The sequence below is a fragment of the Streptomyces vinaceus genome, assembly GCF_008704935.1.
Classification (GTDB): domain Bacteria; phylum Actinomycetota; class Actinomycetes; order Streptomycetales; family Streptomycetaceae; genus Streptomyces; species Streptomyces vinaceus.
This window is the reverse complement of the sequence record NZ_CP023692.1, coordinates 5,813,702-5,840,460: the sequence shown is the minus strand read 5'-3', so window position 1 is coordinate 5,840,460 and position 26,759 is coordinate 5,813,702. Positions and strand designations below refer to the sequence as shown.

Annotated in this window: 25 protein-coding genes, 1 tRNA gene and 1 pseudogene; 14 read left to right on the top strand and 13 right to left on the bottom strand. The window is 72.9% G+C overall.

Features of this window, described 5'->3' with window-relative positions; all coding sequences use genetic code 11:
- The first annotated feature begins 3 nt into the window (after positions 1-3).
- Positions 4-996 (top strand): magnesium and cobalt transport protein CorA, encoded by a 993-nt coding sequence (locus tag CP980_RS26350; RefSeq protein WP_132760433.1) that lies wholly within the window; start codon positions 4-6, stop codon positions 994-996.
- 27 nt (positions 997-1,023) lie between these two features.
- Here CP980_RS26350 and CP980_RS26345 read toward each other — a convergent pair whose 3' ends face one another.
- Together CP980_RS26345 and CP980_RS26340 are read right to left on the bottom strand one after the other, a co-directional pair.
- Positions 1,024-1,812: a ferritin-like domain-containing protein gene (locus CP980_RS26345; protein ID WP_150529219.1), complete on the bottom strand. Its 789-nt coding sequence runs from the start codon at positions 1,810-1,812 to the stop codon at positions 1,024-1,026.
- Between the two features lie 188 nt (positions 1,813-2,000).
- Positions 2,001-3,050 carry an LLM class F420-dependent oxidoreductase gene (locus CP980_RS26340; RefSeq protein ID WP_099893623.1) on the bottom strand — a complete coding sequence of 350 codons (1,050 nt, stop codon included), beginning with the start codon at positions 3,048-3,050 and terminating at the stop codon, positions 2,001-2,003.
- Between the two features lie 109 nt (positions 3,051-3,159).
- Between CP980_RS26340 and CP980_RS26335 the strand changes: the two genes are divergently transcribed.
- Positions 3,160-4,155, top strand: a complete 996-nt coding sequence (locus tag CP980_RS26335; RefSeq protein ID WP_132760435.1) for an aldo/keto reductase — start codon at positions 3,160-3,162, stop codon at positions 4,153-4,155.
- Positions 4,152-6,428 carry an ATP-dependent DNA helicase gene (locus CP980_RS26330; protein ID WP_150529218.1) on the top strand — a complete coding sequence of 759 codons (2,277 nt, stop codon included), beginning with the start codon at positions 4,152-4,154 and terminating at the stop codon, positions 6,426-6,428. The genes CP980_RS26335 and CP980_RS26330 overlap by 4 nt, the downstream gene beginning before the upstream one ends.
- Positions 6,429-6,511: 83 nt before the next feature.
- Here the strand turns inward: CP980_RS26330 and CP980_RS26325 are convergent, their stop codons facing one another.
- Positions 6,512-7,189 (bottom strand): hypothetical protein, encoded by a 678-nt coding sequence (locus CP980_RS26325; protein ID WP_132760436.1) that lies wholly within the window; start codon positions 7,187-7,189, stop codon positions 6,512-6,514.
- Positions 7,190-7,236: 47 nt separating this feature from the next.
- On the opposite strand from CP980_RS26325, the gene CP980_RS26320 reads away from it, so the two are divergent.
- Positions 7,237-7,425, top strand: a complete 189-nt coding sequence (locus CP980_RS26320) for a DUF5703 family protein (RefSeq protein WP_030860319.1) — start codon at positions 7,237-7,239, stop codon at positions 7,423-7,425.
- A 57-nt stretch (positions 7,426-7,482) separates the two neighbouring features.
- Here CP980_RS26320 and CP980_RS35275 read toward each other — a convergent pair whose 3' ends face one another.
- The 3 genes from CP980_RS35275 to CP980_RS26300 form a co-directional block, all read right to left on the bottom strand.
- Positions 7,483-8,250: a chaplin gene (locus CP980_RS35275; protein WP_167535879.1), complete on the bottom strand. Its 768-nt coding sequence runs from the start codon at positions 8,248-8,250 to the stop codon at positions 7,483-7,485.
- A 97-nt stretch (positions 8,251-8,347) separates the two neighbouring features.
- Positions 8,348-8,581, bottom strand: coding sequence for a chaplin ChpH (chpH, locus tag CP980_RS26305; RefSeq protein ID WP_030163084.1), 234 nt, complete (start codon positions 8,579-8,581; stop codon positions 8,348-8,350).
- A gap of 130 nt (positions 8,582-8,711) precedes the next feature.
- Entirely contained in the window at positions 8,712-10,037 is a 1,326-nt protein-coding gene (locus tag CP980_RS26300) for a M20/M25/M40 family metallo-hydrolase (RefSeq protein ID WP_132760438.1), read from the bottom strand.
- Between the two features lie 169 nt (positions 10,038-10,206).
- On the opposite strand from CP980_RS26300, the gene CP980_RS26295 reads away from it, so the two are divergent.
- Positions 10,207-10,291: transfer RNA gene (locus CP980_RS26295), tRNA-Leu, on the top strand.
- Between the two features lie 139 nt (positions 10,292-10,430).
- Here CP980_RS26295 and CP980_RS26290 read toward each other — a convergent pair.
- The 3 genes from CP980_RS26290 to CP980_RS26280 form a co-directional block, all read right to left on the bottom strand.
- Positions 10,431-11,867 carry an amino acid permease gene (locus CP980_RS26290; RefSeq protein WP_099893617.1) on the bottom strand — a complete coding sequence of 479 codons (1,437 nt, stop codon included), beginning with the start codon at positions 11,865-11,867 and terminating at the stop codon, positions 10,431-10,433.
- A 218-nt stretch (positions 11,868-12,085) separates the two neighbouring features.
- Complete coding sequence (locus CP980_RS26285; RefSeq protein WP_132760439.1) at positions 12,086-13,630, bottom strand: APC family permease; 1,545 nt, start codon at positions 13,628-13,630, stop codon at positions 12,086-12,088.
- A gap of 84 nt (positions 13,631-13,714) precedes the next feature.
- On the bottom strand, positions 13,715-14,662 hold the full coding sequence (locus CP980_RS26280) for a hypothetical protein (RefSeq protein WP_132760440.1): 948 nt from the start codon (positions 14,660-14,662) through the stop codon (positions 13,715-13,717).
- Between the two features lie 206 nt (positions 14,663-14,868).
- On the opposite strand from CP980_RS26280, the pseudogene CP980_RS35985 reads away from it, so the two are divergent.
- A pseudogene (locus tag CP980_RS35985) lies at positions 14,869-15,138 on the top strand (ASCH domain-containing protein); the annotation flags it as partial.
- 58 nt (positions 15,139-15,196) lie between these two features.
- Here CP980_RS35985 and CP980_RS26270 read toward each other — a convergent pair.
- Positions 15,197-16,852 carry an FAD-binding dehydrogenase gene (locus tag CP980_RS26270; protein WP_150529217.1) on the bottom strand — a complete coding sequence of 552 codons (1,656 nt, stop codon included), beginning with the start codon at positions 16,850-16,852 and terminating at the stop codon, positions 15,197-15,199.
- A 79-nt stretch (positions 16,853-16,931) separates the two neighbouring features.
- Here CP980_RS26270 and CP980_RS26265 point away from each other — a divergent pair, with 79 nt between their 5' ends.
- The 8 genes from CP980_RS26265 to CP980_RS26230 all read left to right on the top strand — a co-directional run bounded on the left by CP980_RS26265 (position 16,932) and on the right by CP980_RS26230 (position 23,472).
- A complete protein-coding gene (locus CP980_RS26265) occupies positions 16,932-17,465 on the top strand; it encodes an NUDIX hydrolase (RefSeq protein WP_150529216.1) in 534 nt (177 codons plus the stop codon).
- Positions 17,466-17,469: 4 nt separating this feature from the next.
- A complete protein-coding gene (locus CP980_RS26260; RefSeq protein ID WP_099893612.1) occupies positions 17,470-17,868 on the top strand; it encodes a YidH family protein in 399 nt (132 codons plus the stop codon).
- On the top strand, positions 17,865-18,188 hold the full coding sequence (locus tag CP980_RS26255; protein WP_132760443.1) for a DUF202 domain-containing protein: 324 nt from the start codon (positions 17,865-17,867) through the stop codon (positions 18,186-18,188). Before CP980_RS26260 ends, CP980_RS26255 begins: the two co-directional genes overlap by 4 nt.
- An 83-nt stretch (positions 18,189-18,271) precedes the next feature.
- On the top strand, positions 18,272-18,568 hold the full coding sequence (locus CP980_RS26250) for a hypothetical protein (RefSeq protein WP_099893610.1): 297 nt from the start codon (positions 18,272-18,274) through the stop codon (positions 18,566-18,568).
- Positions 18,569-18,683: 115 nt separating this feature from the next.
- Positions 18,684-19,595 carry an MBL fold metallo-hydrolase gene (locus CP980_RS26245; RefSeq protein ID WP_132760444.1) on the top strand — a complete coding sequence of 304 codons (912 nt, stop codon included), beginning with the start codon at positions 18,684-18,686 and terminating at the stop codon, positions 19,593-19,595.
- Positions 19,596-19,758: 163 nt separating this feature from the next.
- Complete coding sequence (locus CP980_RS26240) at positions 19,759-20,835, top strand: phosphotransferase family protein (RefSeq protein WP_132760445.1); 1,077 nt, start codon at positions 19,759-19,761, stop codon at positions 20,833-20,835.
- Positions 20,836-20,844: 9 nt separating this feature from the next.
- Entirely contained in the window at positions 20,845-22,083 is a 1,239-nt protein-coding gene (locus tag CP980_RS26235; protein WP_132760446.1) for an acyl-CoA dehydrogenase family protein, read from the top strand.
- Positions 22,084-22,272: 189 nt separating this feature from the next.
- A complete protein-coding gene (locus CP980_RS26230; RefSeq protein WP_132760447.1) occupies positions 22,273-23,472 on the top strand; it encodes a S8 family peptidase in 1,200 nt (399 codons plus the stop codon).
- A 9-nt stretch (positions 23,473-23,481) separates the two neighbouring features.
- Here the strand turns inward: CP980_RS26230 and CP980_RS26225 are convergent, their stop codons facing one another.
- The 3 genes from CP980_RS26225 to CP980_RS26215 form a co-directional block, all read right to left on the bottom strand.
- The gene (locus tag CP980_RS26225) at positions 23,482-24,087 is read right to left on the bottom strand and encodes a TetR/AcrR family transcriptional regulator (protein WP_099893605.1); all 606 of its coding nucleotides are present in this window, start codon (positions 24,085-24,087) and stop codon (positions 23,482-23,484) included.
- Positions 24,088-24,164: 77 nt separating this feature from the next.
- On the bottom strand, positions 24,165-25,907 hold the full coding sequence (locus CP980_RS26220; RefSeq protein ID WP_132760448.1) for a class I adenylate-forming enzyme family protein: 1,743 nt from the start codon (positions 25,905-25,907) through the stop codon (positions 24,165-24,167).
- On the bottom strand, positions 25,904-26,668 hold the full coding sequence (locus CP980_RS26215; RefSeq protein ID WP_132760449.1) for an SDR family oxidoreductase: 765 nt from the start codon (positions 26,666-26,668) through the stop codon (positions 25,904-25,906). Before CP980_RS26215 ends, CP980_RS26220 begins: the two co-directional genes overlap by 4 nt.
- Positions 26,669-26,759 lie beyond the last annotated feature (91 nt).

Here is a 26,759-nt window from a genome sequence, read left to right as displayed (position 1 = left end):
AGAATGCCGTCCGTGATAGTCGACTGCGCCATGTACCGGGACGGCCGCCGCTCCCCCGCGCCCGAGGACCTCTCGGACGCCCTCGACCAGGCGCGGGCCAGTGGTGACGCCTTCCTCTGGGTCGGCATGTACGAGCCGACGGAGGAGGAGTTCGAGCACGTCAGCAAGGAGTTCCGGCTGCACAGGCTGGCCGTGGAGGACGCGCTGACCGCGCACCAGCGCCCCAAGCTGGAGGTGTACGACGACTCGCTGTTCGTCGTCCTCAAGCCGGTCATGTACGACGACGACACCGACACGGTCACCACCGGCGAGCTGATGCTCTTCATCGGCGACTCCTTCGTGGTCACGGTCCGGCACGGCGAGGGGGCCCCGCTGAGCGCGGTGCGCCACCGGCTGGAGCACGAGCCGGAGGTCCTGCGGCACGGGCCGACGGCGGTGCTGTACGCGGTGGCCGACGCGGTGGTCGACCACTACATCGAGGTCGCAGCCGAGCTCCAGGTGGATCTGGAGGAGGTGGAGGCCGACGTCTTCGCGCCGCAGGCGACGGACACCAAGAACACCGCCGCCCGGATCTACGCCTTCAAGCGGCAGGTGCTGGAGTTCCGCCGGGCCACGAGCCCGCTGCTCCAGCCGATGGACCGGCTGGCCTTCGGGAACGTGCCCTTCGTGCACGAGCACGCGCAGCCGTTCTTCCGTGACGTCGCCGACCATCTGACCAAGGCGAGCGAGTACATCGAGGGCCTGGACCGGCTGCTGTCGGACGCGCTGGCCGCGCACCTGGCGCAGATGGGCGTCCGGCAGAACGACGACATGCGCAAGATCTCGGCCTGGGCGGCGATGGCGGCCGTCCCGACGATGGTGGCGGGGATCTACGGGATGAACTTCGACCACATGTGGGAGCTGCGGCAGCCCTGGGGCTACCCGGCCGTGGTCCTGGTGATGGTGGGCGCCTGTCTGGGCCTGCACCGCCTGTTCAAGACCCGGGGCTGGCTCTGAGGGCCGTCCCGCGGGCCGCGTCTTCCCTCAGGCGTACTCGGGCGTGGTCATCGCCGCGCCGCCCAGCGCGTCGCGCCGCTCCGGCATGCGCAGGCTGATCATCCGGTGCCAGCCGGCGAAGCGCTCGTACGCGTACATCCCGCGGATCCCGGCGGCCAGCGCGGCCGCCTTGGGTGCGGGCCAGCGCAGCAGCCGGCCCATGTGGTCCATGACGGCCAGGCTCACGTCCCGGTAGATGGAGATCTCGGCGAGGGCGCTCTCGCGCAGCACCCGCTGGATGGTCCGGCCGTGCCCCTCGCGGACCAGGCGGAGCAGCTCCTCCTGGCAGTAGGCGAGGTGGTTGTCCTCGTCGTGGCTGATCATGCGGATGGCCTTGCCGACCTCGGGGTGGTCCCCGAACTGCCGGACCAGCATGACCATCTGGTCGGCGGCGCGCTGCTCGGTGACCCGGCTGTGGGCGAGGTAGACGACGATGTCCTGCTCGGTCAGCGGCTCGTCGCGGCGCAGCTTCTCGTGCGCGAGACCGATGCCGCGCCGCTCCAGCAGCATCGTGTAGTCGGTCTCGGGCGGCACGGGGACGGGCGGCAGCCCGCGCTTGCGCAGCAGGGCGTGGAAGATCCGGCCGTGCTTGTCCTCGTCGGCGCCGTGCCGGGTGATCTTGGGCGCGAGCTCGCGCATGCCGTCGGGCACCAGGGCCGCGATCCGGGCGTTCTCCCAGCCGCCCTGGGACTCGCCGCTGGCCGCGATGGAGCAGAACAGCTGGAACGAGTCGTCGTGGTCGACGATCTCCTGGAACAGGCTGCGGGCAGAGAGCATGCATCGAGTCAACGGCCGATCCGGGGGCCCGGCAACCGAAGGGGTGGACGGCTCGGCCGAATGAACGACGGCAACGGGTGGGGTCGCGGGCGTAACCCGCAGGGCGTCGCCCGCGTTGTGCCTGTGTCGGCCGTGGCGGGGAAGACCCCCGAGCCCCCACCACGGCCGCAGAGCTTCGTGGGAGCCGCCTATGCGAGGCCGGCCCGCTCCATGGCTTCCGTACCGGCGCGCAGGGCGGTGATCCGCTCGTCCAGGGTGAAACCGGCCGGGGCGAGCGTGAGGGTGGTGACCCCGGCCTCGGCGTAGGCCCGCATCCCGTCGGCGATCCGCTCGACGGAGCCGAGCAGGGTGGTCGAGTCGATCAGCGAGTGCGGGACGGCCGCGGCCGCGCCCGTCTTGTCGCCCGCCAGGTACTTGTCCTGGATCTCGGCGGCCTCCTTCTCGTACCCCATGCGCTGGGCGAGCTGGTTGTAGAAGTTCTGCTTCCGGCTGCCCATGCCGCCGACGTACAGGGCGGTGTACGGGCGGAACATGTCGGCGAGGCCGCTCACGTCCTCGCCCACGGCCAGCGGGACCGTCGGGCAGACGTCGAAGCCCTCCATGGTCAGGCCGGCCTTCTCGCGGCCCGCCCGGATGTGGGTGAGCGCGGTGGCCTCCAGGTGCTCGGCGGCCGGGAAGATGAGCAGCGCGCCGTCGGCGATCTCGCCGGTCTGCTCCAGGTTCTTGGGCCCGATGGCGGCGATGTAGAGCGGGATGTGCTCGCGCTCGGGGTGCACGGTCAGCTTGATCGGCTTGCCCGGGCCGCCCGGCAGCGGCAGCGTCCAGTGCTCGCCCTCGTAGCTGAGGCGCTCGCGGGACATGGCCTTGCGGACGATCTCCACGTACTCGCGGGTGCGGGCGAGCGGCTTGTCGAACTTGACCCCGTACCAGCCCTCGGAGACCTGGGGGCCGGAGACGCCGAGGCCGAGCCGGAAGCGGCCCTTGGTGAGGGAGTCCAGGGTGGCGGCCGTCATGGCGGTCATCGCGGGCTGGCGGGCCGGGATCTGCAGGATCGCGGAGCCGACGTCGATGCGCTCGGTCTGGGCGGCGACCCAGGCGAGCACGGTCGGGGCGTCGGAGCCGTAGGCCTCCGCCGCCCAGCACACGTCGTAGCCGAGGCGGTCCGCCTCCTGGGCCACGGCCAGGTTGTCGGCGTCCATGCCAGCGCCCCAGTAGCCGAGATTGATGCCGAGCCGCATGTGTCGTCCCCTTACGGTGATGCCGGTTTACCGATCAGTAACGTGGGTCTGCGGGGGACTGTAGCGCGCCAGGGCTTCCCGCGTCAGTGCCCCAGTAGTCTCAGCGGTCATGGAGCAGAGGCATCTCGGCCGCACCGGACTGCGCGTGTCCCGGATCGGCCTCGGCACCCTGACCTGGGGCCGTTCCGAGCAGGGCACGGACGAGTCGGGCGCTGCCGAGCAGTTGAAGACGTTCTGGGAGGCGGGCGGGACGCTCGTCGACACCGCCGACGTGTACGGGGGCGGTGAGGCGGAGTACCTGCTGGGGCAGTTGATCGGCGGACTGGTCCCGCGCCGGGACCTGGTGATCGCGACGAAGTCGGGCTCGGTCCGCGCCGCGGACCGCCGCGTCGACGGCTCGCGCGGCCACCTGCTCGCCGCGCTGGACGATTCGCTGGCCCGGCTCGGCACGGACCACGTCGACCTGTGGCAGGTCCACGCGTTCGACCCGGCGACCCCGCTGGAGGAGACCCTCCAGGCCCTGGACCTGGCGGTGAGCAGCGGCCGGGCCCGCTACGCGGGGGTGGCGGGCTTCTGCGGCTGGCAGCTGGCGAAGGCGGCGACGTGGCAGCTGGCCGCTCCGGGGGTGCGGACGCGGCTGGCCTCGACGCAGATGGAGTACTCGCTGCTCCAGCGGGGCGTGGAGCGCGAGGTGCTCCCGGCGGCGCTGGACCTGGGCGTCGGGCTGCTCCCCTCCTCCCCGCTGGGGCGGGGGGTCCTGACGGGCAAGTACCGGGAGGGCACGACCCCGGCGGACTCCCGGGGCGCCTCCCCGACGATGGCCGGCTTCGTGGACCCCTACCTGGACGAGGCGGCGGGCGGCATCGTGGACGCGGTGGCGACGGCGGCCCAGGGGCTCGCGGTGACCCCGCTCCAGGTCGCGCTGGCGTGGATCCGGGACCGGCCGGGCGTGGTCGCGCCGATCGTGGGCGCCCGGACGTCCGCGCAGCTCAGCGAGGCGTTGTCGGTGGAGCCGCTTACCCTTCCCGAGGAGATCTGCCGGGCGCTGGACGATGTGTCCGCGCCCGTGCACCGCTATCCCGACCACGACTGGAGCACGCTGTGAGCACGGACCGCCAAGCCGACGCCCCGACGGACCCGGCCACCCCCGAGGCGGCCCCCTCCGGCTCGGAAGCGGCGGAGCCGCAGGGCGCCGCCGAAGCCGGTCCCGAAAACGCCGCCCCGCACGCGGCGCCGGAGCCCCACACCGGCGCGGCCGACGCAGGCGGAGCCGGGACCACGGAAGCGGCGGAACCGCCGACCGCGGGGGACGGGGACGGATCCGAGGCGGCCGAGGGCGAAGAGGCTGCGGCCGACCGGCCGGAGGGCGGGGCCGAGGCCGAGGGCGGCGCCGAGGTCGAGGGCGGCGCCGACGCCCAGGGCGGGGAGGGGGGCGGGGAAGCGGGGAAGCCCGCGCTCAGTGAGGCCGCCGCCGAGTTGGCCGCGCAGAAGGTGGAGCGGGAGCGCATCGCCCGCCGCAAGGCGGAGCGGCAGGGACCCGTCGACGCCGGAGCCAAGCTCAGCGGGAAGGCCGCCGACCTGCTGGCCGCCGTACGGGCCGTGGAGAGCGGGGAGAAGCCCTCCCCCGTGTACTTCGACGAGGCCCCCGTCGCCCCGCGGCGCGCTCCGGAGGCTCCCGCGGCCCCCCGCCCCGCCCGGCCCGCCGCCCCCGCCCCGACGGCCGCCGGCATCGAGGGCGTGCGCGCCGTGCTCGCCCGCGGCGGAGCCCCCGAGGCGCTGGCCGTCCCGGCCGCCACCGCCCTCGGCGAGGACGCCGCCGAGCGGCTCGCCGAGGACCCCTGGCGGCTCCTCGCCGTTTCCGGCGTCCGCCCCACGCAGGCCGACGGCTTCGCCCGGGCCCTGCTCGGCCAGGACGCCGGTCCCGGCGACGAGCGGCGCGCCGCCGCCCTCGTGGGCTGGCTGCTGGAGCAGGCGGCGCTCAAGGGCCACACCGCCCTGGAGGCCCCCACCCTCGAAGCGGCCCTGGCCCAGTACGGCGTACCGGACCCCGCCGGGTGCCTGGAGCAGGCCATCGGCGAGGGCGCCGTCCTGGTGTTCCAGGAGCCGCTCGGCCCGCCCGTCGCCGAGGGCGAGGAGCAGCCCGTACGGGTGCTCGTCGGCCTGGAGGGCTACGCGCTGGCCGAGGAGAGCCTGGCCGACGGCCTGGCCCGCCTCGCCAACACCTTCAACGACCCGGCGGACTGGGAGAAGGCCGCCACCGGCCCCGGCGCCGAGCTGATCCGCGCCGTCTCCGGCCACGGCCTGGTCACCCACACCGGCGGGGAGTCCGCCCGCGCCGAACCGCTGGCCCTGCTCGCGGCCGCCCGTGACCTGGGGCTGCGCGTCTGCCTGGCCGCGCACACCCCGGCGCACGGGGCCGTCACCGTCGCGGACCTGCTCTCCGGCGCCGCCGGCCCCGGCCGGGACGCCGACGGGCAGTTCGCGGTGGACCTGCTCGTGGTCCTCGACGCCCCCCAGCTGGACGTGGAGAGCGCCGCCGCCCTCGTCGAGTCCGTCCCCGACGGGGCCCGCCTGGTGCTCTCCGGGGACCCCGGCGTACTCGGATCCGCCGGACCCGGGCGCGTGTTCGCCGATGTGCTCGCGGCCCGCGCCTGCCCGCAGCTGGTCTCCCGCACCCCCGACCCCGGACCGGTCGGCGAACTGGTCTCCGGCGTCGGCGTCGGCGAGCTGAACCAGGTCGACGCCCCCGGCAAGGAGGTCGTCATCGTCCCGGTACGCGACGCCGGGGAGGCCGTCCACCGCTGCGTGCAGCTGGTCGCCGAGTCCGTGCCGCGCGCCTTCGGGATCCCCGTGGACGCCGTCCAGGTCATCACCCCGGGCCACGGCGGCTCGGCGGGTACGCGGGCCCTGAACGCGGCCCTCAAGGAGCGGCTGAACCCCGGCCCCGGCCGGTTCGGCGGGTTCGACCCCGGCGACCGCGTCGTGCACGTGCCCTCGCCCGGCAGGGCCGTCCCGGCCCGGGTGGTGTCGGCCGACGCGCAGGGGCTCCACCTGGACACCGCCGGCGCGCGGATCGTCGTACCGAAGGAGCAGGTGGAGTCACGGGTGCGGCACGGCTGGGCGGTGACGGCGCACCAGGCCGTGGGGGCGCGCTGGCCCGCCGTGGTCGTCGTCCTGCCCGGAGACGCGGCGCAGTCCCTCTCCCGGGACTGGGTGTACACGGCCTTCGGGCGGGCCGAGCGGCACCTGTCGGTGGTGCACGGCGTGGACCAGGCGCTGCCGCGCGCGGTCGCCGAGGTGCTGCCGAAGCCGCGTACGACACGCCTGACCGGGCTGCTGCGGGCCCTCGTGGCGGCGGCGCAGGACCAGCCGGAGTGATACGCGTGTGAGGCGTGCGCGCCGCGGCCCCCGCCCTTTCGGGACGGGGGCCGCGGCGTCGTGCGTACGGGAACGGAAGGGGATCAGGCGGGGGCCAGCCCGGGCCGCGCCTCCTGGCCGCCCGCGGCTTCCTCCTCGTCCCCCTCCTCGTCGAAATCGTCCGTCTCCTCGTCGAAGACGGAGCTCATGTCGAACCGGTGCAGTACGTCCTGCGGATCGGTGTGCCCGAACGGCGAGCCCAGCCACTCCCCCGGTTCGGCCACCTCCTCCGAGGCCGCGATCCAGAGGGTGGAGTCGCCCTCGTCCAGGCCGAAGTCCTTGTGGCGGGAGGCGATCTCGTCGGGCTCGTACTCCCCGAAGAGAACGCCCAGCGCACCGGCGGTGCCGCCGTCCAGGGCGAGCTCGGCCTCCCGGTCGTGGGCGGCGACCCGCTCGGCCTGGGCGATCAGCCTCGCTGGTTCGACGACGGCGTAGTCACGGCGGATGAGCACGCTGAAGGCGGCGGGCTCGGCAGGACCGGTGTACGGGACACCGTCCTCGGGCGTGGGGATCTCGAACGGGGTGACCTCGTCGTAACGGTCGTAGAGGAGCTCGTCGTACTCCTCGGCGGCGGCGGCGAGTTCGTTGAACGCGGCGTAGACGGCCGGATCCTCGTCCCCGATCCTGCTCTCGACCGCGGCGAGGTGACGGTCGAGAGCGGCCTTGACCGCCTCGGCGGCGGCGCGTACCTCGGCAACACTGGGCAGAGCGGCATCAGACATAGTGCAGACGCTATCCGTAGCGGGGCTCTGCCCGCACAATAGATGCGATGCCGGAATACGAATTTGTCGACGTGTACGTGCCCCGCGGTGTGCCCCGGAAGGAGGCGACCCGCCTGCTCACCGACCATGCCGAGTACGGGAACTGGGAGATCGACCGGCTGGCCCTCTACCGGGACGGCAGTCGCCGGGTACGGCTGCGCCGGAGGATCATCCGTCAGGTCCGCGCCACCTGGTGACGCGGGACCGGTGACGCGGACCCCGGAGCGGGGCCCGCGTCGTAAGGCTGCCGCGCCTCAGGCCGCGCTGCGGGCGCGGCGGTAGAGCACGGCGCCGGCCAGCAGCGTGCCCGCGGCGAGCGGAAGGCCCACGCCGAGGACGTCTCCGGCGCCGGTCGCGGCGAGCCCGGCCTGCTGGGCCGGGGCGATGCCCTGGCCGGGGTGGGTCACGGGAGTGACCCCGCCCGTACCCGGTCCGGTGGGCCCACCGGGGAGCCCGGGCGTACCCGGGGTGCCGGGGGTTCCGGGCTGGCCGGGCGTGCCGGGGTTGCCGGGCTGACCGGGCGTGCCGGGGTTACCGGGCGTGCCCGGGGTGCCGGGATTGCCGGGAGTCCCCGGGGTGCCGGGCGTGCCCGGAGTGCCCGGGTGTCCCGGATTGCCGGGCGTGCCGGGGTTGCCCGGGTGGCCGGGAGTCCCCGGGTTGCCGGGGTGCCCCGGCTCGTCCTCGTCGCACGGCTCGTCCGGCTCCTCGGGCTCGGCCGGGTGGCCGGGGTTGCCCGGGTGCCCCGGGTGACCGGGGTGGTTTGGCGTGGCCGAGTCGTTGGAACACCGGTTCCCGAAGGCCGGGTTGAGCAGCCCCACCACCGAGACGGTGTTGCCGCACAGGTTCACCGGAGCGTCCACGGGTACGTGGTCGGAGTTCCCGGACGCCACGCCCGGAGAGTTCACGGCATGGCCGGACGTGCCGGAGTCGGCGTGTGCGTAACCCCCGCCCAGCGCGAGCACACCCCCCGCCGCCGCCATGGTGATCAGCGTCTTCCTGGTGACCGCTGCCTGTCGTCGCATGTGATTGTCCCCCTGCGGTGTAAGAACAGCCGGGCCTGGAAAGCCCGGCGGCCCCGGAGCGCTGGAATGCGCTCCGGGGCCCAAGACTTCAGACGCGTCAGGCGTTGACGCAGGTGTTGCCGAACGCGGGGTTCAGCAGGCCGATCACGTTGACCGTGTTGCCGCAGACGTTCACGGGGACGTGGACGGGGACCTGGACGACGTTGCCGGACAGGACGCCCGGGGAGCCGATGGCCGCACCCTGCGCACCCGCGTCGGCGGCGGCGATGCCCGCACCCGCGAGAACCAGACCACCGGTGGCAGCCGCAGCGGCGACAACCTTCTTAAGCATGAGTTCCTCCTAGTTGGCAATGCGGTCCCAGCCGCGGACCGCACCACCTGTAACGAGGAGGCATCACCAGGGCTACGAGCGTATGAGTGCATTCACTCTTCCCAGTGAGAAACGCACACCTTCCCGATTCTCAGCAGTTGTCGATGAATCGGTCGAGGACGCGCACGCCGAACTTCAGCCCGTCGACCGGCACCCGCTCGTCCACGCCGTGGAACATCCCGGCGAAGTCGAGCTCCGGCGGGAGCTGGAGCGGGGCGAAGCCGAAGCAGCGGATGCCGAGGTCGTCGAAGGACTTCGCGTCCGTACCTCCGGAGAGCATGTACGGGACCGCCCGCGCGATCGGGTCCTCGGCCTTCAGGGCTCCCTGCATGGCGTCCACGAGCCGCCCGTCGAAGTCCGTCTCCAGGGCCTTGTCGCCGTGCACGTCCTCGTACTTCACGCGCGGCCCGAGGATCCGGTCGAGGTCGGCGAAGAACTCGTCCTCGTAGCCGGGCAGGAAGCGCCCGTCCACGTGCGCGGTGGCCTGGCCGGGGATGACGTTGACCTTGTAGCCGGCGCCGAGCATGGTCGGGGCGGCCGAGTTCCGCAGCGTCGCGCCGACCATCTTGGCGATGCCGCCCAGCTTGGCCAGGGTCGCGTCCATGTCGTCCGGGTCCAGCGGGGTGCCCAGCGCGTCCGAGAGCTCGTCCAGGAAGCTCCGTACGGTCTTGGTGACCCTCACCGGCCACTGGTGGCGGCCCAGGCGGCCCACGGCCTCGCACAGCTCCGTGATGGCGTTGTCGTTGTTCGTCATCGAGCCGTGGCCCGCGGTGCCCTCCACCGTGAGCCGCATCCAGTGCATGCCCTTCTGGGCGGTCTCCACCAGGTACAGCCGCAGGTTCTCGTTGACGGTGAACGAGAAGCCGCCGACCTCGCCGATCGCCTCGGTGACCCCGTCGAAGAGGCCGGGGTGCTTGTCCACGAGGTGCCGGGCGCCGTACACGCCGCCCGCCTCCTCGTCGGCGAGGAAGGCCAGCACGATGTCCCGCGGGGGCTTGCGGCCGCTGCGCAGCCGGTCGCGCACGACGGCCAGCGTCATCGCGTCCATGTCCTTCATGTCGACGGCGCCGCGGCCCCACACGCAGCCGTCGGCGATCTCGCCCGAGAAGGGGTCGTACGTCCAGTCGGCGGCGTTGGCCGGGACCACGTCGGTGTGGCCGTGGATCAGCAGCGCCGGCCGCGACGGGTCCTCCCCCTCGATGCGCGCGACGGTCGAGGCGCGGCCCTTGTGGGACTCGAAGATCTGCGGCTCCAGTCCGACCTCGGCGAGCTTCTCCGCGACCCACTCGGCCGCCTTGCGCTCCCCGGGCCCGGAGTGGTCCCCGTAGTTGCTGGTGTCGATCCGGATGAGGTCCCGGCAGAGGTCGACGACCTCGTCCTCGCCCGAGACTGTCCTGCCCGCGCTCGACTCGCTCACGCTGCTTCCTCCCACTGATCGGTACCGACTGCCTCCCCATCCTCCCGCTTCGCCCGGCTCCGCCCAAGGGCGATCCTCGGCCGCAGGGGGGTGTGATCGAGGGCCCCGGAATGTTTGGTAATGTTTTCCACGTCGGAACGGCCCGCGAGGGACGCGAGACAGACACCTTGTCCGGGTGGCGGAATGGCAGACGCGCTAGCTTGAGGTGCTAGTGCCCTTTATCGGGCGTGGGGGTTCAAGTCCCCCCTCGGACACAGAGCGAGAACCCCACTTCGGTGGGGTTCTTCGCGTTGTCCGGCCCTGTCTCGCGGCGGCTGCCGGACGAACGGGGCCCGACGAACGAGGAGGACCCCGCCCGAGGGCGGGGTCCTTCTCTGTCTGCGGGAGCGGGTGTCAGCGGTTCGCGGCGATCTCCGCCACGCGGCGGCGGACCAGGAACCAGCCGCCGACGAGCGCGGCACCGATGACGGGGACGCACATGACCGTGGTGCGGCCGACGCCGCCGTCGCACCACATCAGGACCAGCACGGCGACCAGGAACACCAGCGTGACGATCTGCGTGTACGGGGCCCAGGGCAGGCGGTACGCGGGGCGCTGCACACCGCCCTGCTGCGCGCGCCGCCAGAAGAAGAGCGAGCAGATCATGACCATCGCCCAGGTGCCGAGGATGCCCAGCGAGGCGAAGTTCAGGACGAGCTCGAAGGCGTCCTTGGGCATCAGGTAGTTCAGGCCGACGCCGGCGAGGCCGAAGGCGGCGGTGAAGAGCACGCCGCCGTAGGGGACCTTGCCCTTGTTCATGCGGGCGGTGAACTTCGGGGCGGAGCCGGACATGGCCATCGAGCGCAGGATGCGGCCGGTGGAGTACAGCCCGGAGTTCAGGCTGGAGAGCGCGGCGGTCAGGACGACCAGGTTCATGATGCCGGCGGCGCCGGGGACGCCCAGCTTGTCGAAGACGGTGACGAAGGGGCTCTGGTCCGAGGAGTACGAGGTGTACGGGAGCAGCAGCGCGAGGAGGATCACGGAGCCGACGTAGAAGAGGCCCACGCGCCACATGATCGAGTTGATCGCCTTCGGCATGATCTTCTCGGGGTTCTCGGTCTCACCGGCGGCGACGCCGCACAGCTCGACGGAGGCGTACGCGAAGACCACGCCCTGGAGCAGCAGGAGCATCGGGAGCATGCCGGACGGGAAGATGCCGCCGTTGTCGGTGATCGAGGACAGGCCCGGGGTGTGGCCGTCGATCGGGTGGCTGGTGGCGACCAGGTAGATGCCGACGAGCAGGAAGATGCCGAGGGCCGCGACCTTGACGAGGGAGAACCAGAACTCCATCTCGCCGAAGTACTTCACCGAGATCAGGTTCGCGGTGAGGACCACGGCGAGGGCGATCAGGGCGAGGACCCACTGCGGGACGCTGGTGAACATCGACCAGAAGTGCGCGTAGGTCGCGGCGGCGGTGATGTCGGCCACGGTGGTCGTGGACCAGTTGAGGAAGTACAGCCAGCCGGCCGTGTAGGCGCCCTTCTCCCCCATGAACTCGCGCGCGTAGGAGACGAACGCGCCGGAGGAGGGGCGGTAGAGCACGAGCTCGCCGAGGGCCCGGACGACGAAGAAGGCGAAGATGCCGCACACCGCGTAGGCGATCGCGAGGGAGGGGCCCGCGTTGGCGAGCCGGCCGCCCGCGCCGAGGAACAGGCCGGTGCCTATCGCCCCGCCGATCGCGATCATGTTGATGTGGCGGGACTTGAGGTCCTTGCTGTAGCCCTCGTCACCCGCGTCGACGTGGCGGGACGACGCCGGGGCGGTGGCCTCGGTCAAGGTGCGGTCACTCATGTAGCGCTTCGCCTTCGTACGTGGGACAGGCAGGCCCGGACGCCGCGCAGGGGAGCTGGGTGGTGTCACCTGTGCGGGGGTCCGGATGTTTTTGTCGCCCCAGGAGACCATGAGCCCCGGCCAGGGCCAAAACCCGGCCTCCCCACGCGGAAGCCCCCGGCGACCATGGAAACGGGCGCCGGGGGCTTCGTACGGGCTGGAAAGCGAGGCGACGGGGCTCAGTCGCGCGGGTCGGCCTCCGCCGCCTGGTCGAGGCGGAAGGCCTCGTTGCCGAGGCCGATGCGGGCGTGCACCTCGGGGCGGCGGCTGCGCAGGACGGCCCCGTACAGCAGCCCGCCGGCGATGGCGGCGCCGACGATGCCGGGCAGGACCCAGCTGAGCGCGGAGCCCTTCGCGGCGCCGACGAGGACGTCGAAGTCCTTCACCGTGTAGACGGCGATGGCGAGCAGGGCGATCCCGGCGGCGCCGGCCGCGACGAGCCGCCAGATCTGGGCGCCGGCGGTGCCGCGGCGGACGAAGAAGGCGATGACGGCGAAGGAGGCGGCGGCCATGAGGAGGGTCACGCCGAGGGCGCCGACGTTGCCCATCCACGTGAACAGGTGCAGCACGGGCGTGGTGGGGTCGCCGGTCGGCTTGTCGTCGGTGACTGCGAAGGCCAGGACGACGAGGACGGAGACCACGGTCTGCAGGAGCGAGCCGGTGGCGGGGGCGCCCGTGCCGGCGTTGGTCCGGCCGAAGGCGGCCGGGAGCAGGCCCTCGCGGCCCATGGCGAAGGCGTAGCGGGCCACGACGTTGTGGAAGCTGAGCATGGCGGCGAACATGCCGGTCACGAAGAGGACGTGCAGCACGTCGGTGAAGGTGGCGCCGAGGCGGGCCTCGGTGAGCTGGAAGAGCAGGCCGGGGCCGGCTTCGGCGGAGGCCTTGACGACCTCGGAGGGGCCGGTGGCGACGGTGAGGGCCCAGGCGCTGAAGGCGAAGAAGAGGGCGACGAAGCCGACGGCCAGGAACATCACGCGGGAGACGACGATGTGGGGCTTGCTGGTCTCCTCGGCGTAGACGGGGGACTGCTCGAAGCCGACGAAGGCGGCGATGCAGAAGCACAGGGCCGTGCCGAGGCCGGGTCCGCTCAGGGTCGCGGGGTCGAAGGCGTGCAGCGAGATGCCCTCGGCGCCGGGCTTGCCGAGGGCCGCGACGTCGAAGATGACGACGAGGACGACCTCGATGAGGAGGAGGACGCCGAGGACCTTGGCGTTGAGGTCGATCTTGAGCCAGCCGAGGCCGCCGGTGAGGGCGACGGCCGCCAGGGCCGGTATCCACCAGGCGAGGTCGATCTGGAGGTAGGTGGCGAAGAGGCTGGAGATCTCGAAGCCGAGGATGCCGTAGACGCCGACCTGCATGGCGCTGTAGGCGACGAGGGCGACGAGCGAGGCGCCGGCGCCCGCGGTGGGGCCGAGGCCGCGGGCGATGTACGCGTAGAAGGCGCCGGCGTTGTGGACGTGCCGGCTCATCTCGGCGTAGCCGACGCCGAAGAGCGCGAGCACGACGCCGAGGATCACGAACAGCAGCGGCTGGCCGACGATGCCCATGACGCCGAAGGTGGTGGGCATCACACCGGCGACCACCATCAGGGGCGCGCTGGCGGCGAGTACGGAGAGCAGCAGCCCGGCGGTGCCGAGGCGGTCGGCGCGCAGGGCGCGGTCCTGGCCCTTGTAGGTGCGGATCTCGGGCGCGGTGCCGAGCGTGGTGGATCTGCCCGTCGCCATGGCGGGTCCTTTCGGGGAAGGTCCGGGGGAAGGTCGTGCGGAGCGGGGGTGCGGTCGAGCGGGGTGCTGTGCGGCCCTGCCGCGTCAGGCCGTGCCGAGCGCGGCGCTGCGGGCGGCGAGGAAGGCCTTGTGCGGGTCGAGGTCCGGATAGGACCAGGGGGCGGGCGTGGCGTGGCTGCCGATGCGGTGGAAGAGGGCGGCGGCCTCGGCCGGGCGGCCCTCGCAGAGTTTGGCGTGGGCCAGGAAGTTGAGGTCGACCCGGTTGCGGGGGTGGTCCTCGCGCTCCCACTCCAGCCACCAGTCGAAGGCGGAGCGCAGGACCTGGCGGGCGCGCCGGCCCGACCAGTGGGCGGCGGCCCCGTCGGGGGTGCGGCCCTGGGTGGCGGCGAGCACCCGGTAGCGCTCGGCGTGGGCGATGACCGGGAGGACGGCGAGCGGGGAGTCGGCCGGGGACTCCTCCGCGGCCCAGGCGGCGAAGTCGTAGACCTCGTGGAGGGGGTCCTGGCCGGAGGCGGGGGTGTGTTCGGCCAGTCTGGCGACCATCAGGTGGTGTGCGTGGTGGTGCTCGCGGTGGCGGGCCCGGACCTGGTCGAAGTGGCGGCTGAACTCCTCCACGGTGCCGAAGGCCCGGGTGAGCATGAGCAGCCCCAGCCAGGGGGTGGGGTCGGCGGGGAGCAGCGCGGCGGCCCGGCGGCAGGCCTCCTCGGCGGCCTCGGGCGTGCCCTTGCGGCGCAGGGCGGTGAAGACGGCGGCGCAGGCGAGGAGGGTGGCGGCGTCGGGGCTCTCGGGTTCGGCGAGCAGCCACTCCCGGGCCCAGGCGGTGGCGGCCGGGGTCTCGGCGAGCACGACCAGGCGGTGGCCTCGGCGGTCCCAGTCGTCGCCGGTGGAGACGAGGAGGGAGCGGGCCCTGGCCCACCGGCCCTGGGTGAACTGGGCCCGTACGTCGACCAGCTCGGTGTCGCACAGAGCCGGATCGAAGAGCTGGGCGTCCCGCTTGCGGGCGCGGCCGAGGGGCGGCGGAGGCGGGGACATCCGCGGGATTCCCTCCAACACGGGCGCGGGCGGACGGTTTGGCTGGATGATCACGCACAGCAAAGCGGTAGGCACAGCTCCGCGTCAAGGTCCAGTCCACTGCGTGGCGCGTTTCAACTGGTAGAAATAAGGGGACAGTTGGTGCGCTTCAACCCGTTCGCGACCGAGGCGACGCGACCGTGGGCCGGCCGCATCACGACGTACGAGGACCTCCCGCCGCCCTGATCGCCTTCCCCGGCCCGCTGCGCGACTCGGTGGCCGTCCTGGAGGGGACGGACGTACGGGTGCCGTCGCTCGGGGAGGTGGACCTGCGGCACGCGCTGGACGAGGGCGAGGGGTACACGACTGTGGCCGAATGACGCGCTCCGCACGGGCGGTTCCGGCACGGTGCGCAGATCCGCGAGGTGCTCGGCGACCCGGGGTTCGCGGTGCGCGAGGACACGCTGGTCGTCGCGGAGCGCTTCCGGGTCGCCGAGACCTCCCGGCCGTCCGGTCGCCGAGATCCTCCCGGCCGCCCGGGGGATGCAGTCCGGATCAGGCCACCGCCGCGGCCGCGGCGCGGCCCGCCGCGCGGCCCGAGAAGATGCAGCCGCCGAGGAAGGTGCCTTCCAGGGCGCGGTAGCCGTGGACCCCGCCGCCGCCGAAGCCGGCCGCCTCGCCCGCCGCGTAGAGGCCGGGCAGCGCCTCGCCGGATCCGTTCAGGACCCGGGAGGACAGGTCGGTCTCCAGGCCGCCCAGGGACTTGCGGGTCAGGATGGAGAGCCGTACGGCGATCAGCGGGCCCGCCTTCGGGTCGAGGATGCGGTGCGGGGCGGCGGTGCGGATCAGCCGGTCGCCGAGGTACTTGCGGGCGCCGTGGATGGCCGTCACCTGAAGGTCCTTGGTGAAGGGGTTGGCGATCTCCCGGTCCCGGGCCACGATCTCGCGGCGGACGGTCTCCTCGTCGAGGAGGTCCTCCTTGGTGACGGCGTTCATGCCGCGCACCAGCGCGCCGAGGTCGCGTTCGACGACGAAGTCGGCGCCGCGGTCCATGAAGGCCTTCACGGGGCCCGGCACGGCCTGGCGGGCCCGGTCGATGACGTCGCGCACCGACTTGCCGGTCAGGTCCGGGTTCTGCTCGGAGCCGGAGAGGCCGAACTCCTTGCCGATGATGCGCTGGTTGAGCACGAACCAGGTGTGGTCGTGGCCGGTCTTCATGATGTGGTCGAGGGTGCCGAGGGTGTCGAACCCGGGGAAGAGCGGTACGGGCAGCCGCTTGCCGGTGGCGTCCAGCCAGACCGAGGACGGTCCGGGCAGGATGCGGATGCCGTGCCGGGCCCAGATCGGGTCCCAGTTCCCGATGCCCTCGGTGTAGTGCCACATCCGGTCCTTGTTGATGTGGCTGGCCCCGGCCCGCTCCGCGATGCCGAGCATCAGGCCGTCGACGTGGGCCGGGACCCCGGAGAGCATCCGCTGCGGCGGGGTGCCGAGCCGGTCGGGCCACTGGGCGCGCACGAGGTCGTGGTTGCCGCCGATCCCGCCGCTGGTGACGATCACGGCCTGGGCCCGGAGGGAGAAGGTGCCGGTGCTCCCGCGGCCGCTCGCGGTGCCCCGTACGGCGTCCGAGGGCTCCAGGACCTCGCCGGTGACGGTGTCCAGGGCCCCGGCCGTACGGGCGAGTCCGGTGACCCGGTGGCGGAAGCGGAGCTGGACCAGCCCGCGGGCCGCGCCGGCGCGGACCCGCTGTTCGAAGGGGGCGACGAGGCCGGGCCCGGTGCCCCAGGTGATGTGGAAGCGGGGGACGGAGTTGCCGTGGCCGTTCGCGTCGTAGCCGCCGCGTTCGGCCCAGCCGACCACCGGGAAGAAGCGGACGCCCCGGGCGTGCAGCCAGGGGCGCTTCTCGCCCGCCGCGAAGTCCACGTACGCCTCGGCCCAGCGGCGCGGCCAGGCGTCCTCCTCGCGGTCGAAGCCGGCAGTGCCGCGCCAGTCCTGGAGGGCGAGCTCGCGGCTGTCCTTGATCCGCATCCGCCGCTGCTCGGGCGAGTCGACGAAGAACAGCCCGCCGAAGGACCAGTGCGCCTGGCCGCCGATCGACTGCTCCGGCTCCTGGTCGAGCAGGATGACCTTGCGGCCCGCATCGACGAGCTCGGCGGTGGCCACGAGACCCGCGAGACCCGCCCCGATCACGATCACGTCTGCGTCGTACGTCATGTGTGCGAACCCGTCCTCCGGTCGGTGGTGGGGCAGATCCTTGGCTACGGAGCGGTAACCAGTCAACAGCGGTGGTTGGATGGTTCGTGTGAGTGCTGCTGACGAAGTGCTGGACGTGGTGGACCGGGACGACCGGGTGACGGGGCGGGCCCCGCGGGGCGAGGTGTACGCGGGCGGGCTGCTCCACCGGTGCGTGTTCGTCCAGGCCAGGGACGCGCAGGGGCGGATCTTCGTGCACCGGCGGACGGCGTCGAAGCTGGTCTTCCCCTCCGCCTACGACATGTTCGTGGGCGGGGTGGTGGGGGCCGGCGAGAGCTACGCCGAGGCCGCGCTGCGGGAGGCCGGGGAGGAACTGGGCGTGGCGGGGCTGGCGCAGCCGGTGCCGCTGTTCAAGTTCCTGTACGAGGGGCCGGGCGGGGCCTGGTGGTCGTACGTGCACGAAGTGCGCTGCGAGCTGCCGGTGCGGCCGCAGGAGTCGGAGGTGGCCTGGCACGCGTGGCTCTCCGAGGAGGAGCTGGCCGCGCGGGTCGCGGACGGGGAGTGGGAGTGGGTGCCGGACGGGCTGGAGGCGTACCGGCGGCTGCGCGCGCACCGGGAGCGGCCAGTAGATTGACCGGGTGATCGACTTCGTCAAGGACGTGCGCCTCTGGTTCGCGCCGCAGCGGGTGCGGGACGAGGGCGAAACCCCCGACTACCGGTTCTCGCTGGCCAACGAGCGGACCTTCCTGGCCTGGATCCGGACCGCCCTCGCCCTGGTGGGCGGCGGATTCGCGGTGGACCAGTTCCTGCCGGACCTGCGCTGGGGGGTGCGGGTCGGGATGTCGCTCGCGCTGCTCGCGGTGGGCGCCGCCTGCGCGCTGCGGGCGGTGAACCACTGGGTGAAGTGCGAGCGGGCGATGCGGCGGGGCGAGGACCTGCCGATCTCGCGGTTCCCGGTGGTGCTGAGCCTGGGGGTGGGACTGGTCGCGGTGGCGATGGTGCTGGTGGTGCTGCTGGGCTGGACGAGCGGACGGTGACGGCCTCCGGCGAGGCGGCGGCCCGCGACGCGGGGCTGCAGCCCGAACGGACCCGGCTCGCGTGGCGGCGTACGACGCTGGCCTGCTCGGTGACGGCGGTACTGGCGCTGCGGACGGCGCTGCGCGGGTCGGGCTCGCCCGTGGAGGTGCTCGGGGCCGCGGTGATCGTGCTGGTCTGGCTGGCGTTCCTGGGGGTGGCGCACCGGCGGGTGCGGCAGCTGGCGGCGGCCCGACCGCCGGCACTCGCGGCGCGGTCGGCGCTGGCAGCGGTGGCCTGCACGGTGGCGCTGTCGGTGTTCGCGGTGGCGGTCATCTTCTGAGCCGGTGATCGGATGATCCGGCTTGTCCGTGCCGACCGGGACATAACAGGCGATACGGGGCGTTCCGCACTAGCCTCGGCGCCATGACGACCACGCACCAGGAACACCCCACCCACGCCCACACCCACGGCCCCGACTGCGGCCACACCGAGGTGTCCCACGGCGACCACGTCGACTACGCGCACGACGGCCACCTGCACCGCGAGCACGCGGGGCACTGGGACGAGTGCGAGCCCGCGGGGCACGCCGCCCACGAGGAGCACGACCACGCGCACGGACCGGCGTGCGGGCACGAGGCGGTGCAGCACGGCGACCACGTGGACTACGTGCACGACGGGCACCGGCACGCCGAGCACGACGGCCACTACGACGACCACTGACGGCGGCGGACGCACCCCGGCCGGCCGCCCGGTCGGCCGACCCCCGCCCTCCCCCGGCGGCGCCATGACTGGCAGGATGCTGACCGCTTGTCAGAGCGACCCGGGGAGAGCAGTCATGACCGCCGAAGAGCCGTACCTCGTCCAGCCCGCGGCCGGGGTGTACGCCTACGTCCAGCCGGACGGCGGCTGGTGCCTGAACAACGCCGGCTTCGTCAGCGACGGCGGCCGGACCCTGCTCATCGACACCGCCGCCACCGAGCGGCGGGCCCTGGCCCTGCGCGAGGCGATCGCGGGCGCCGGGGTGCCGCTGCCGCGCACGGTGGTCAACACCCACCACCACGGCGACCACACGTACGGCAACGCCGTCTTCGCCCCCGAGGCGCTGATCCTCGGGCACGACAACGCGCGCACCGAGCAGATCGCGGCCGGGCACCAGCTGGAGCTGATCTGGCCCGCCACCGACTTCGGCTCGGTCGAGATCACCGCACCGGACCTCACGTACAACGACCGGACGACCCTCCACCTCGGCGGGACGGAGGTCCGGGTCATCCATCCGGGCGTCGCGCACACCACCGGGGACTCGATCGTGTTCCTGCCGCGCCAGGGGATCGTCTTCACGGGCGACCTGGTCTTCGCCGAGGGCACGCCGTTCCTCGCGATGGGCTCGCTGGCCGGTTCGCTGCGGGCCCTGGAGCTGCTGCGCTCGCTGGACGCGGAGACCGTCGTACCGGGCCACGGCCCGCTGACGGACCCCTCCGCGTACGGGGCCACCGAGCGCTACCTGCGGTACGTGGCCGAACTGGCCCGGGAGGGCAGGGCGAAGGGGCTGACCCCGCTGGAGACGGCGCAAGGGGCCGACCTCGGGGAGTTCGCGGCCTGGCGGGAGAGCGAGCGGCTGGTGGCGAACGTGCACCGGGCGTACGCGGAGCTGGCCGGGGAGCCGGAGGGGGCGCCGCTGAACATACTGGCGGTGCTCCAGGACATGACCGTGATGAACGGCGGGACGCCGATCCTGTGTCACGCGTGAGGCGTGTGACGCGCGTGCTGCGGCCGTCCTGATCCGCGTGCGGGCCGGAGGATTTCCCTCCGGCCCGCACGCGTGTGCCCGGCACACTGGACGACATACCGACTGGTCGGCATGATGTCTCTCGTTCGTCCCGTCCCGTCCACTCCGTACGGAGGTGCGCACCATGACCTCAGCGTCAGCGTCAGAGTCCGCTTCGGCCGGCCCCCCGGGCCTCGACCTGGAGCGGCTGCGCGGTCATCTCGACCGGGCGCGGCCCGGGCTCGTGGCCGGGGCGCTGCGCGGCCGGCTGATCGAAGGGGGCCGCTCGAACCTCACGTACGAGGTCACCGACGGGACCGGTCGCTGGGTGGTGCGCCGTCCTCCGCTGGGCCATGTGCTGGCCACGGCGCACGACATGAAGCGCGAGCACCGGGTCATCCGGGCGCTGCACGGCACGGCCGTACCGGTGCCCGAGCCAGTGCTCCTGTGCGAGGACGAGTCGGTCCTCGGGGCGCCGTTCTACGTGATGGAGTACGTGGACGGGGTCCCGTACCGGAGCGCGGGCCAGCTCGCCGCCCTCGGCCCCGAGCGCACCCGGCGGGCGGTGCTGGGCCTGGTGGACACGCTGGTCGACCTGCACGCGGTGGATCCGCAGGCGGTGGGCCTGGGCGACTTCGGCCGGCCCGAGGGCTTCCTCGACCGGCAGCTGCGGCGCTGGGGCAAGCAGCTCGACTCCTCCCGGGGCCGCGAGCTCGCGGGCATCGACGAGCTGCACGCCGCGCTCGGCCGCTCCCTGCCCGTCTCCCCCGCCCCGACCGTGGTGCACGGGGACTTCCGGCTGGACAACGTGCTGATCGGCGGTCCGGACGACACGATCCGGGCGGTGCTGGACTGGGAGATGTCCACGCTCGGGGATCCGCTGACCGACCTCGGCCTGCTGGTCATGTACAGCTCCGACCTGGGGCTGACGGACTCGCCGGTCAGTACGACGAGCGGCGCGCCCGGCCACCCCGCGCCGGCCGAGCTGATCGAGCGGTACGCGGCCCGCTCCGGCCGGGACACCGGAGCGATCGCCTGGTACACCGCCTTCGCCTGGTTCAAGCTCGCGGTGATCCTCGAAGGCATCCACTACCGCTACACGCTCGGGCAGACGGTCGGCGCCGGCTTCGACCGGATCGGCGACCTGGTCCCGGTCTTCATCGAGCACGGCCTGACCGCCCTCCAGGGCCTGCGGGCATCCGAAAACGGCCAGGAAGGCTGAGACACACCCATGGACTTCGCATTCGACGCCCGGACCGAGGAACTCCGCGAGCGGCTCCTCGCGTTCATGGACGCGTACGTGTACCCGGCGGAACCCGTCGCCGCCGAGCAGCGCGCGCGGCTGGCCTCGCCCTGGGACACCCCGGCCGTCTTCGGTGAACTGAAGGCCGAAGCCCGCCGCCAGGGCCTGTGGAACCTCTTCCTTCCGGACGCCGAGCACGGCGCCGGGCTGACCAACCTCCAGTACGCCCCGCTCGCCGAGATCACCGGCCGCAGCCCGCACCTGGCGCCGATGGCGACCAACTGCGCGGCCCCGGACACCGGGAACATGGAGGTGCTCGCGCAGTTCGGCAGCGAGGAGCAGAAGAAGCAGTGGCTGGAACCGCTGCTGGCCGGTGAGATCCGGTCCGCGTTCGCGATGACCGAGCCGGAGGTGGCCTCCTCGGACGCGACGAACATCGAGACCCGCATCGAGCGGTCGGCGGGCGGTGACGGGGCCGACGAGTACGTGGTCACCGGACGCAAGTGGTTCATCTCCGGGGCCATGAACCCGGACTGCAAGATCTTCATCGTCATGGGCAAGACCGACCCGGAGGGCGCCGATCCGCGCCGCCAGCAGTCGATGATCCTGATCCCCCGCGACACTCCGGGCGTCGAGGTGCGCCGGGCGATGACGGTGTACGGGTACGAGGACCACGACCACGGCGGCCACGCCGAGGTGGTCTTCGACGGGGCCCGGGTGCCGGCCGCGAACCTGATCGGCGAGGAGGGCTCCGGCTTCGCGATCGCCCAGGCCCGGCTCGGCCCGGGCCGCATCCACCACTGCATGCGGCTGATCGGCATGGCGGAGCGGGCCATCGAGCTGATGTGCCGGCGCGCGGTGGGCCGTACGGCCTTCGGCAAGGAGCTGGCCGCGCAAGGGGTCGTACAGAACTGGATCGCGGACGCCCGGGTCACGGTGGAGCAGCTGCGCCTGCTGGTGCTGAAGACGGCCTGGCTGATGGACACGGTCGGCAACCGGGGCGCCCACACGGAGATCCAGGCCATCAAGATCGCGACTCCGCGGGCCGTGGTGCGGATCCTGGACGACGCGGTACAGCTGCACGGCGCGGGCGGGGTCAGCCAGGACTTCCCGCTGGCCGAACTGTGGGCGGCGGCGCGGACGCTGCGCCTCGCGGACGGCCCGGACGAGGTGCACCAGCGCTCGCTGGCCCACCGCGAGCTGAAGAAGTACGCGCCCCGCCCCTGAACGTGTGGAAATCGTGCGGGAGTTCATGCGAACCCGTGTACGAAGTGAAGGCGGTGCGGGGGGCCTTTTGAGAAACCTTGTTGAACAACCCCGAACCGCCGGTACGTTCTTGATTTGCGCTTGTCAATCGGAACAGGGTTCTCCAGAAAGTTTGACGCCCCACACGTCAGCAAGAGGAGAACTCTCCCGATGGCAACTCACAAGCGCTCGCGCACTGTCCGGTACGCGGCGGTCGGCACGGCGGTGGCCGCCACGGCCGTCGCGGCCCTGGTCGCCAGCCCCTTAGCGGGAGCTGCGACACCGGCCGAGGGCACGGTGTACGGACTGGGCGCGCCCGGTGCGATCAGCGGTAGCTACGTCGTCATCCTCGACGCATCCGCGAACAAGGAACAGCTGGCCAAGAAGTACGGCGGCGAGCTCAAGCGCACCTACAGCTCCGGGGTCAACGGCTTCTCGGCCGCGGGGCTGAGCGAGACCGAGGCCAAGCGGCTCGCCGCCGACCCGGCGGTCGGCAAGGTCGTGCAGAACAAGAAGTTCACCATCAAGGCCACACAGGACGACCCGCCGTCCTGGGGTCTGGACCGGATCGACCAGAGCGCCAAGGCGGGCGACAAGAAGTACAACTACCCCGACAGCGCCGGTGAGGGCGTGACGGCGTACGTCATCGACACCGGCATACGGACGACCCACAAGGACTTCGGCGGCCGCGCCACGTCCGGGTTCGACGCGGTGGACAACGACGACAAGGCCGACGACGGCAACGGCCACGGCACGCACGTCGCCGGCACCATAGCGGGGACCGCGCACGGCGTCGCCAAGAAGGCGAAGCTGGTCGCGGTGCGGGTGCTGGACGACAACGGCTCCGGCACCACCGAGCAGGTGGTCGCCGGAATCGACTGGGTCACCCAGCACCACTCGGGTCCGTCGGTCGCCAACATGAGCCTGGGCGGCGGCGCGGACGAGGCGCTCGACGAGGCGGTCCGCCGTGCGATCGCCTCGGGTGTCACCTTCGCGGTGGCGGCGGGCAACGAGTCGGCGGACGCCGGGCAGGGCTCGCCCTCGCGGGTCCCGGAGGCGATCACCGTGGCGTCGAGCACCATCGACGACCAGCAGTCCTCGTTCTCCAACTTCGGCTCGGTGGTGGACCTGTACGCGCCGGGTTCGGACATCACGTCCGACTGGAACGACAGCGACACCGGTACGAAGACCATCTCGGGCACCTCCATGGCCACCCCGCACGTGGTGGGCGCGGCGGCGGTCTACCTGGCCGGGCACCCGTCCGCGACCCCGGCGCAGACGGCGGCGGCGCTGACGGCCGCGGCCACGAGCGGCGCGGTCACCAACCCTTCTGCGGGCACGGCGAACAAGCTGCTGAAGGTGGCCCCGTAGCGGTTCCCGCTACGGGCGCAGGGCGCGCAGCAGCAGGTCGGCGAGGTGATCGGCGACCTGCTGCGGCGTGAGCGGACCGTCCGCCCGGTACCAGGTGGACAGGTGGTGGACGGAGCCGAAGTGGTAGTCCACCACCAGGTCCGCGGGGGTGGCGGTGGAGAACACCCCGGTGCGCTGGCCCTCCTCGACCAGCGCCCGGAACCGTTCGTGGTAGCGCCGGCGCTCCGCCCGTACCTGCTTGAACTTCTCCGGGCTGAGCTGGTGCATCGACCGGAAGAAGATCGCCGCGTCGTCGAGGTTCTCGATGGTGGTCACCACCACGTCGGCGGCCGCGGCGCGCAGCCGCTCCTCGACCGGGGCTCCGGAACCGGCCACCGCGTCGAGGCGCTCCTGCTGGAGGCGCAGCATCCGTGCGTAGACCTCGTGCAGCAGGTCGTCCTTGGAACCGAAGTAGTGGTAGAGCGCGCCCTTGGTGACGCCGGCCGCCTCGACGATCTCCTGGACGGAGGTGCGGTCGTAGCCGCGCTCGGCGAAGAGCCGGGTGGCGACGGCCAGCAGCCGCTGCGGCACCGGGGTCTCGTGCGTGCCTTCGGGCTCCGTGGTCCTGGCGGCCATGGCGCTGACCTTCCCTTCCGTGTTCCCTGGTCCGTACGACCAGCTGGACGAGCGGCTGTACGACCGTACGGCTGTTTTCAGCCGCGGTCGCGCAGCTCCCGTCGCAGGATCTTGCCACTGGTCGTCTTCGGCAGGACAGGCAGGATCTCCACTTCCCGCGGGTATTTGTACGCGGCGATGCGGGCGGCGCAGTACGCGGACAGCTCCTGCGGCTCGGCCGAGGTGCCGGGGCGCAGGCTCACGTACGCCTTCACGCTCTCGCCGCGGTAGGGGTCCGGGACGCCGACCACGGCCGCCTCGCGTACGGCGGGGTGGGTGTAGAGCACGTCCTCGACCTCGCGCGGCCAGACCTTGAACCCGGAGGCGTTGATCATGTCCTTCTTGCGGTCGACGACGTAGAGCCAGCCGTCCGCGTCCATGAACCCGACGTCGCCGGTGCGCAGTTCGCCGTCCGGGAAGGCCTTGGCGGTGTCCGCGGGCAGTCCCCAGTAGCCGGGGACGACCTGGGGTCCGCGGACGGCGATCTCCCCGGTCTCGCCGAAGGGCACCTCGGCGCCCTGCTCGTCCAGGATCCGTACGAGGGTGTCGGCGCCGGGCAGGCCCACGGAGAGGGTGCCGGAGCCGGGGTCCACGGGGGCTTCGAGGTGCACGGGCACCGAGGCGCAGGGGGCGGTGCACTCGGTGAGGCCGTAGCCGTTGCGCAGGTAGAACCCGTACGCGGCGCGCAGGCGCTCGACGAGGGCGGGCGGGAGCGGGGCGCCGCCGGAGGAGAGCACCTGGAACGAGGAGAAGTGGTCCGCGGTGGCCTCGGGGTGGGCGGCGAGGGCCATGAAGGCGGTGGCCGGGCCGACGGTGTAGGCGGGGCGGTGCGCCAGGAAGGCTTCGAGGACGACGCCGGCCTCGAAGCGGTGGGCGAGGACGAGGGTGCCGGCGTTGGCGAAGCAGGCGCCGAGCTCGCAGACCATGCCGGTGATGTGGAAGAGGGGGGCGAGGGCGAAGTAGGTGGCCCCCTCGGGGAGGGGGTGCCCGGTGACCTGGCGGACGGCGTTGTGGGTGAGCGCACCGTGCGGGTTCATGGCGCCCTTGGGGGTGCCGCTGGTGCCGGAGGTGTAGCTGATGAGGGCGGTGTCGGCGGCGGTGAGGCCGGGGTCGGGCGGGGCGGGGTGGCCCCGGCGGGCCACGGCGGTGAGGTCGGCGGGGGTGGGTGGGTCGGCGGGGGCCGGGGGGTCGGCGGGCTCCGCCGGGGCCTGCTCCGGTGCGGCCTCGGATGCGGCCTCCGGTGCGGCCTCCGGTTCCGCCGGGGCGAAGACGCGCGGGTCGTCGCGGGTCTGGAAGTCCCGGTCGGAGGCGGTGAGGGCGATCCGTACGGCGGTGCCTCGGGCCGCCTCGGCCCCGTACGCCGTCCACGTGCGGCCGTCGCAGACCAGCGCGGCGGCTCCGGAGTCGCGCAGGATGTGCCCGATCTCACCCGCTTTGTACATGGGGTTGAGGGGGACGACCACCGCCCCGGCCTTCCACGCGGCCAGGACGGCGAGCACGAAGTGCGGAGTGTTCTGGAGCATGACGGCGACGCGGTCGCCGCGGCCGATGCCGTGCGCGGCGAGGTGGCCGGCGACGGAGTCGGAGAGCGCGTCGGTCTCCGCGTAGCCGACGCGGCCGTCGAAGTAGGCCAGCGCGGTGCGCCCGGGGGCCCTGGCGACGGCCTCACGGAAGGCGTGCAGCAGGCTCGGCGGCGGGGAGACGGGGGCGCGCTGGGCCGGGCTGAGCAGCCCCAGCCAGGGTTTGGCCGCGTAGCCGGAGGGCTGGTTCGGCTGCGTCACCTGGTCTCCCACTTCTGCTGGATGTGGTTCATGTTGCCGAGCCAGCGGTCCGGTCCGGTGGCGCGGGCGGCGTAGTAGTCCGCGACCTCGGGGTGCGGGAGGATCAGGAACCGGCCCTTCTCCATGCCGTCGAACAGCGCGTCCGCGACCGCTTCCGGCTCGATCGCGGTCGGCGCGAGGACGAGTTCGCCCGCCGAGCCCGCTGCCGTCAGCATGTCGGTGCGGACCCCTTGCGGACAGATGGCGTGGACCTGGAGGCCGCGGTGGCGGTAGGTCAGCGAGAGCCACTCCGCGAAGGCGAGCGCACCGTGCTTGGTGACACTGTACGGCGCCGCCCCGATCATGGTCAGCAGTCCCGCGGCCGAGACGGTGGAGACGAAGCGCCCGCTGCCGCGCTCCAGCCACTCGGGCAGCAGCAGCCGGGCCGCGCGTACGTGGGCCATGACGTTGGTGTCCCAGGCCGCCTCCCAGACGGCCTCGTCGGCGAACGCGTCGCCGCCCGAGCCGAGTCCGGCGTTGGCGCAGTAGACGTCCACCCGCCCGCCGAGCGCCTCGCGGGCCTCGGCCACGACGGCCGAGGCGTCGCCGGGTACCGCGATCGCCCTGGCGCCGATCTCGCCCGCCACCGCGGCGGCCTTGGCGGCGTCGAGGTCGTTGACCACGACCGTGGCCCCCTCGGCGGCGAAGCGGCGGGCGAGGGCGGCGCCGATGCCGCCGCCCGCGCCGGTGACGACGACTCGCTGGTCCAGGTACGCGCTCACGGGATCACCTTTCAACGGGCTCACGGCCGGATGCCGGGCAGACTAACCGGTCGGTATGTCGGGGTGGAAGGGGGGCGGCACCTAGCGTGGC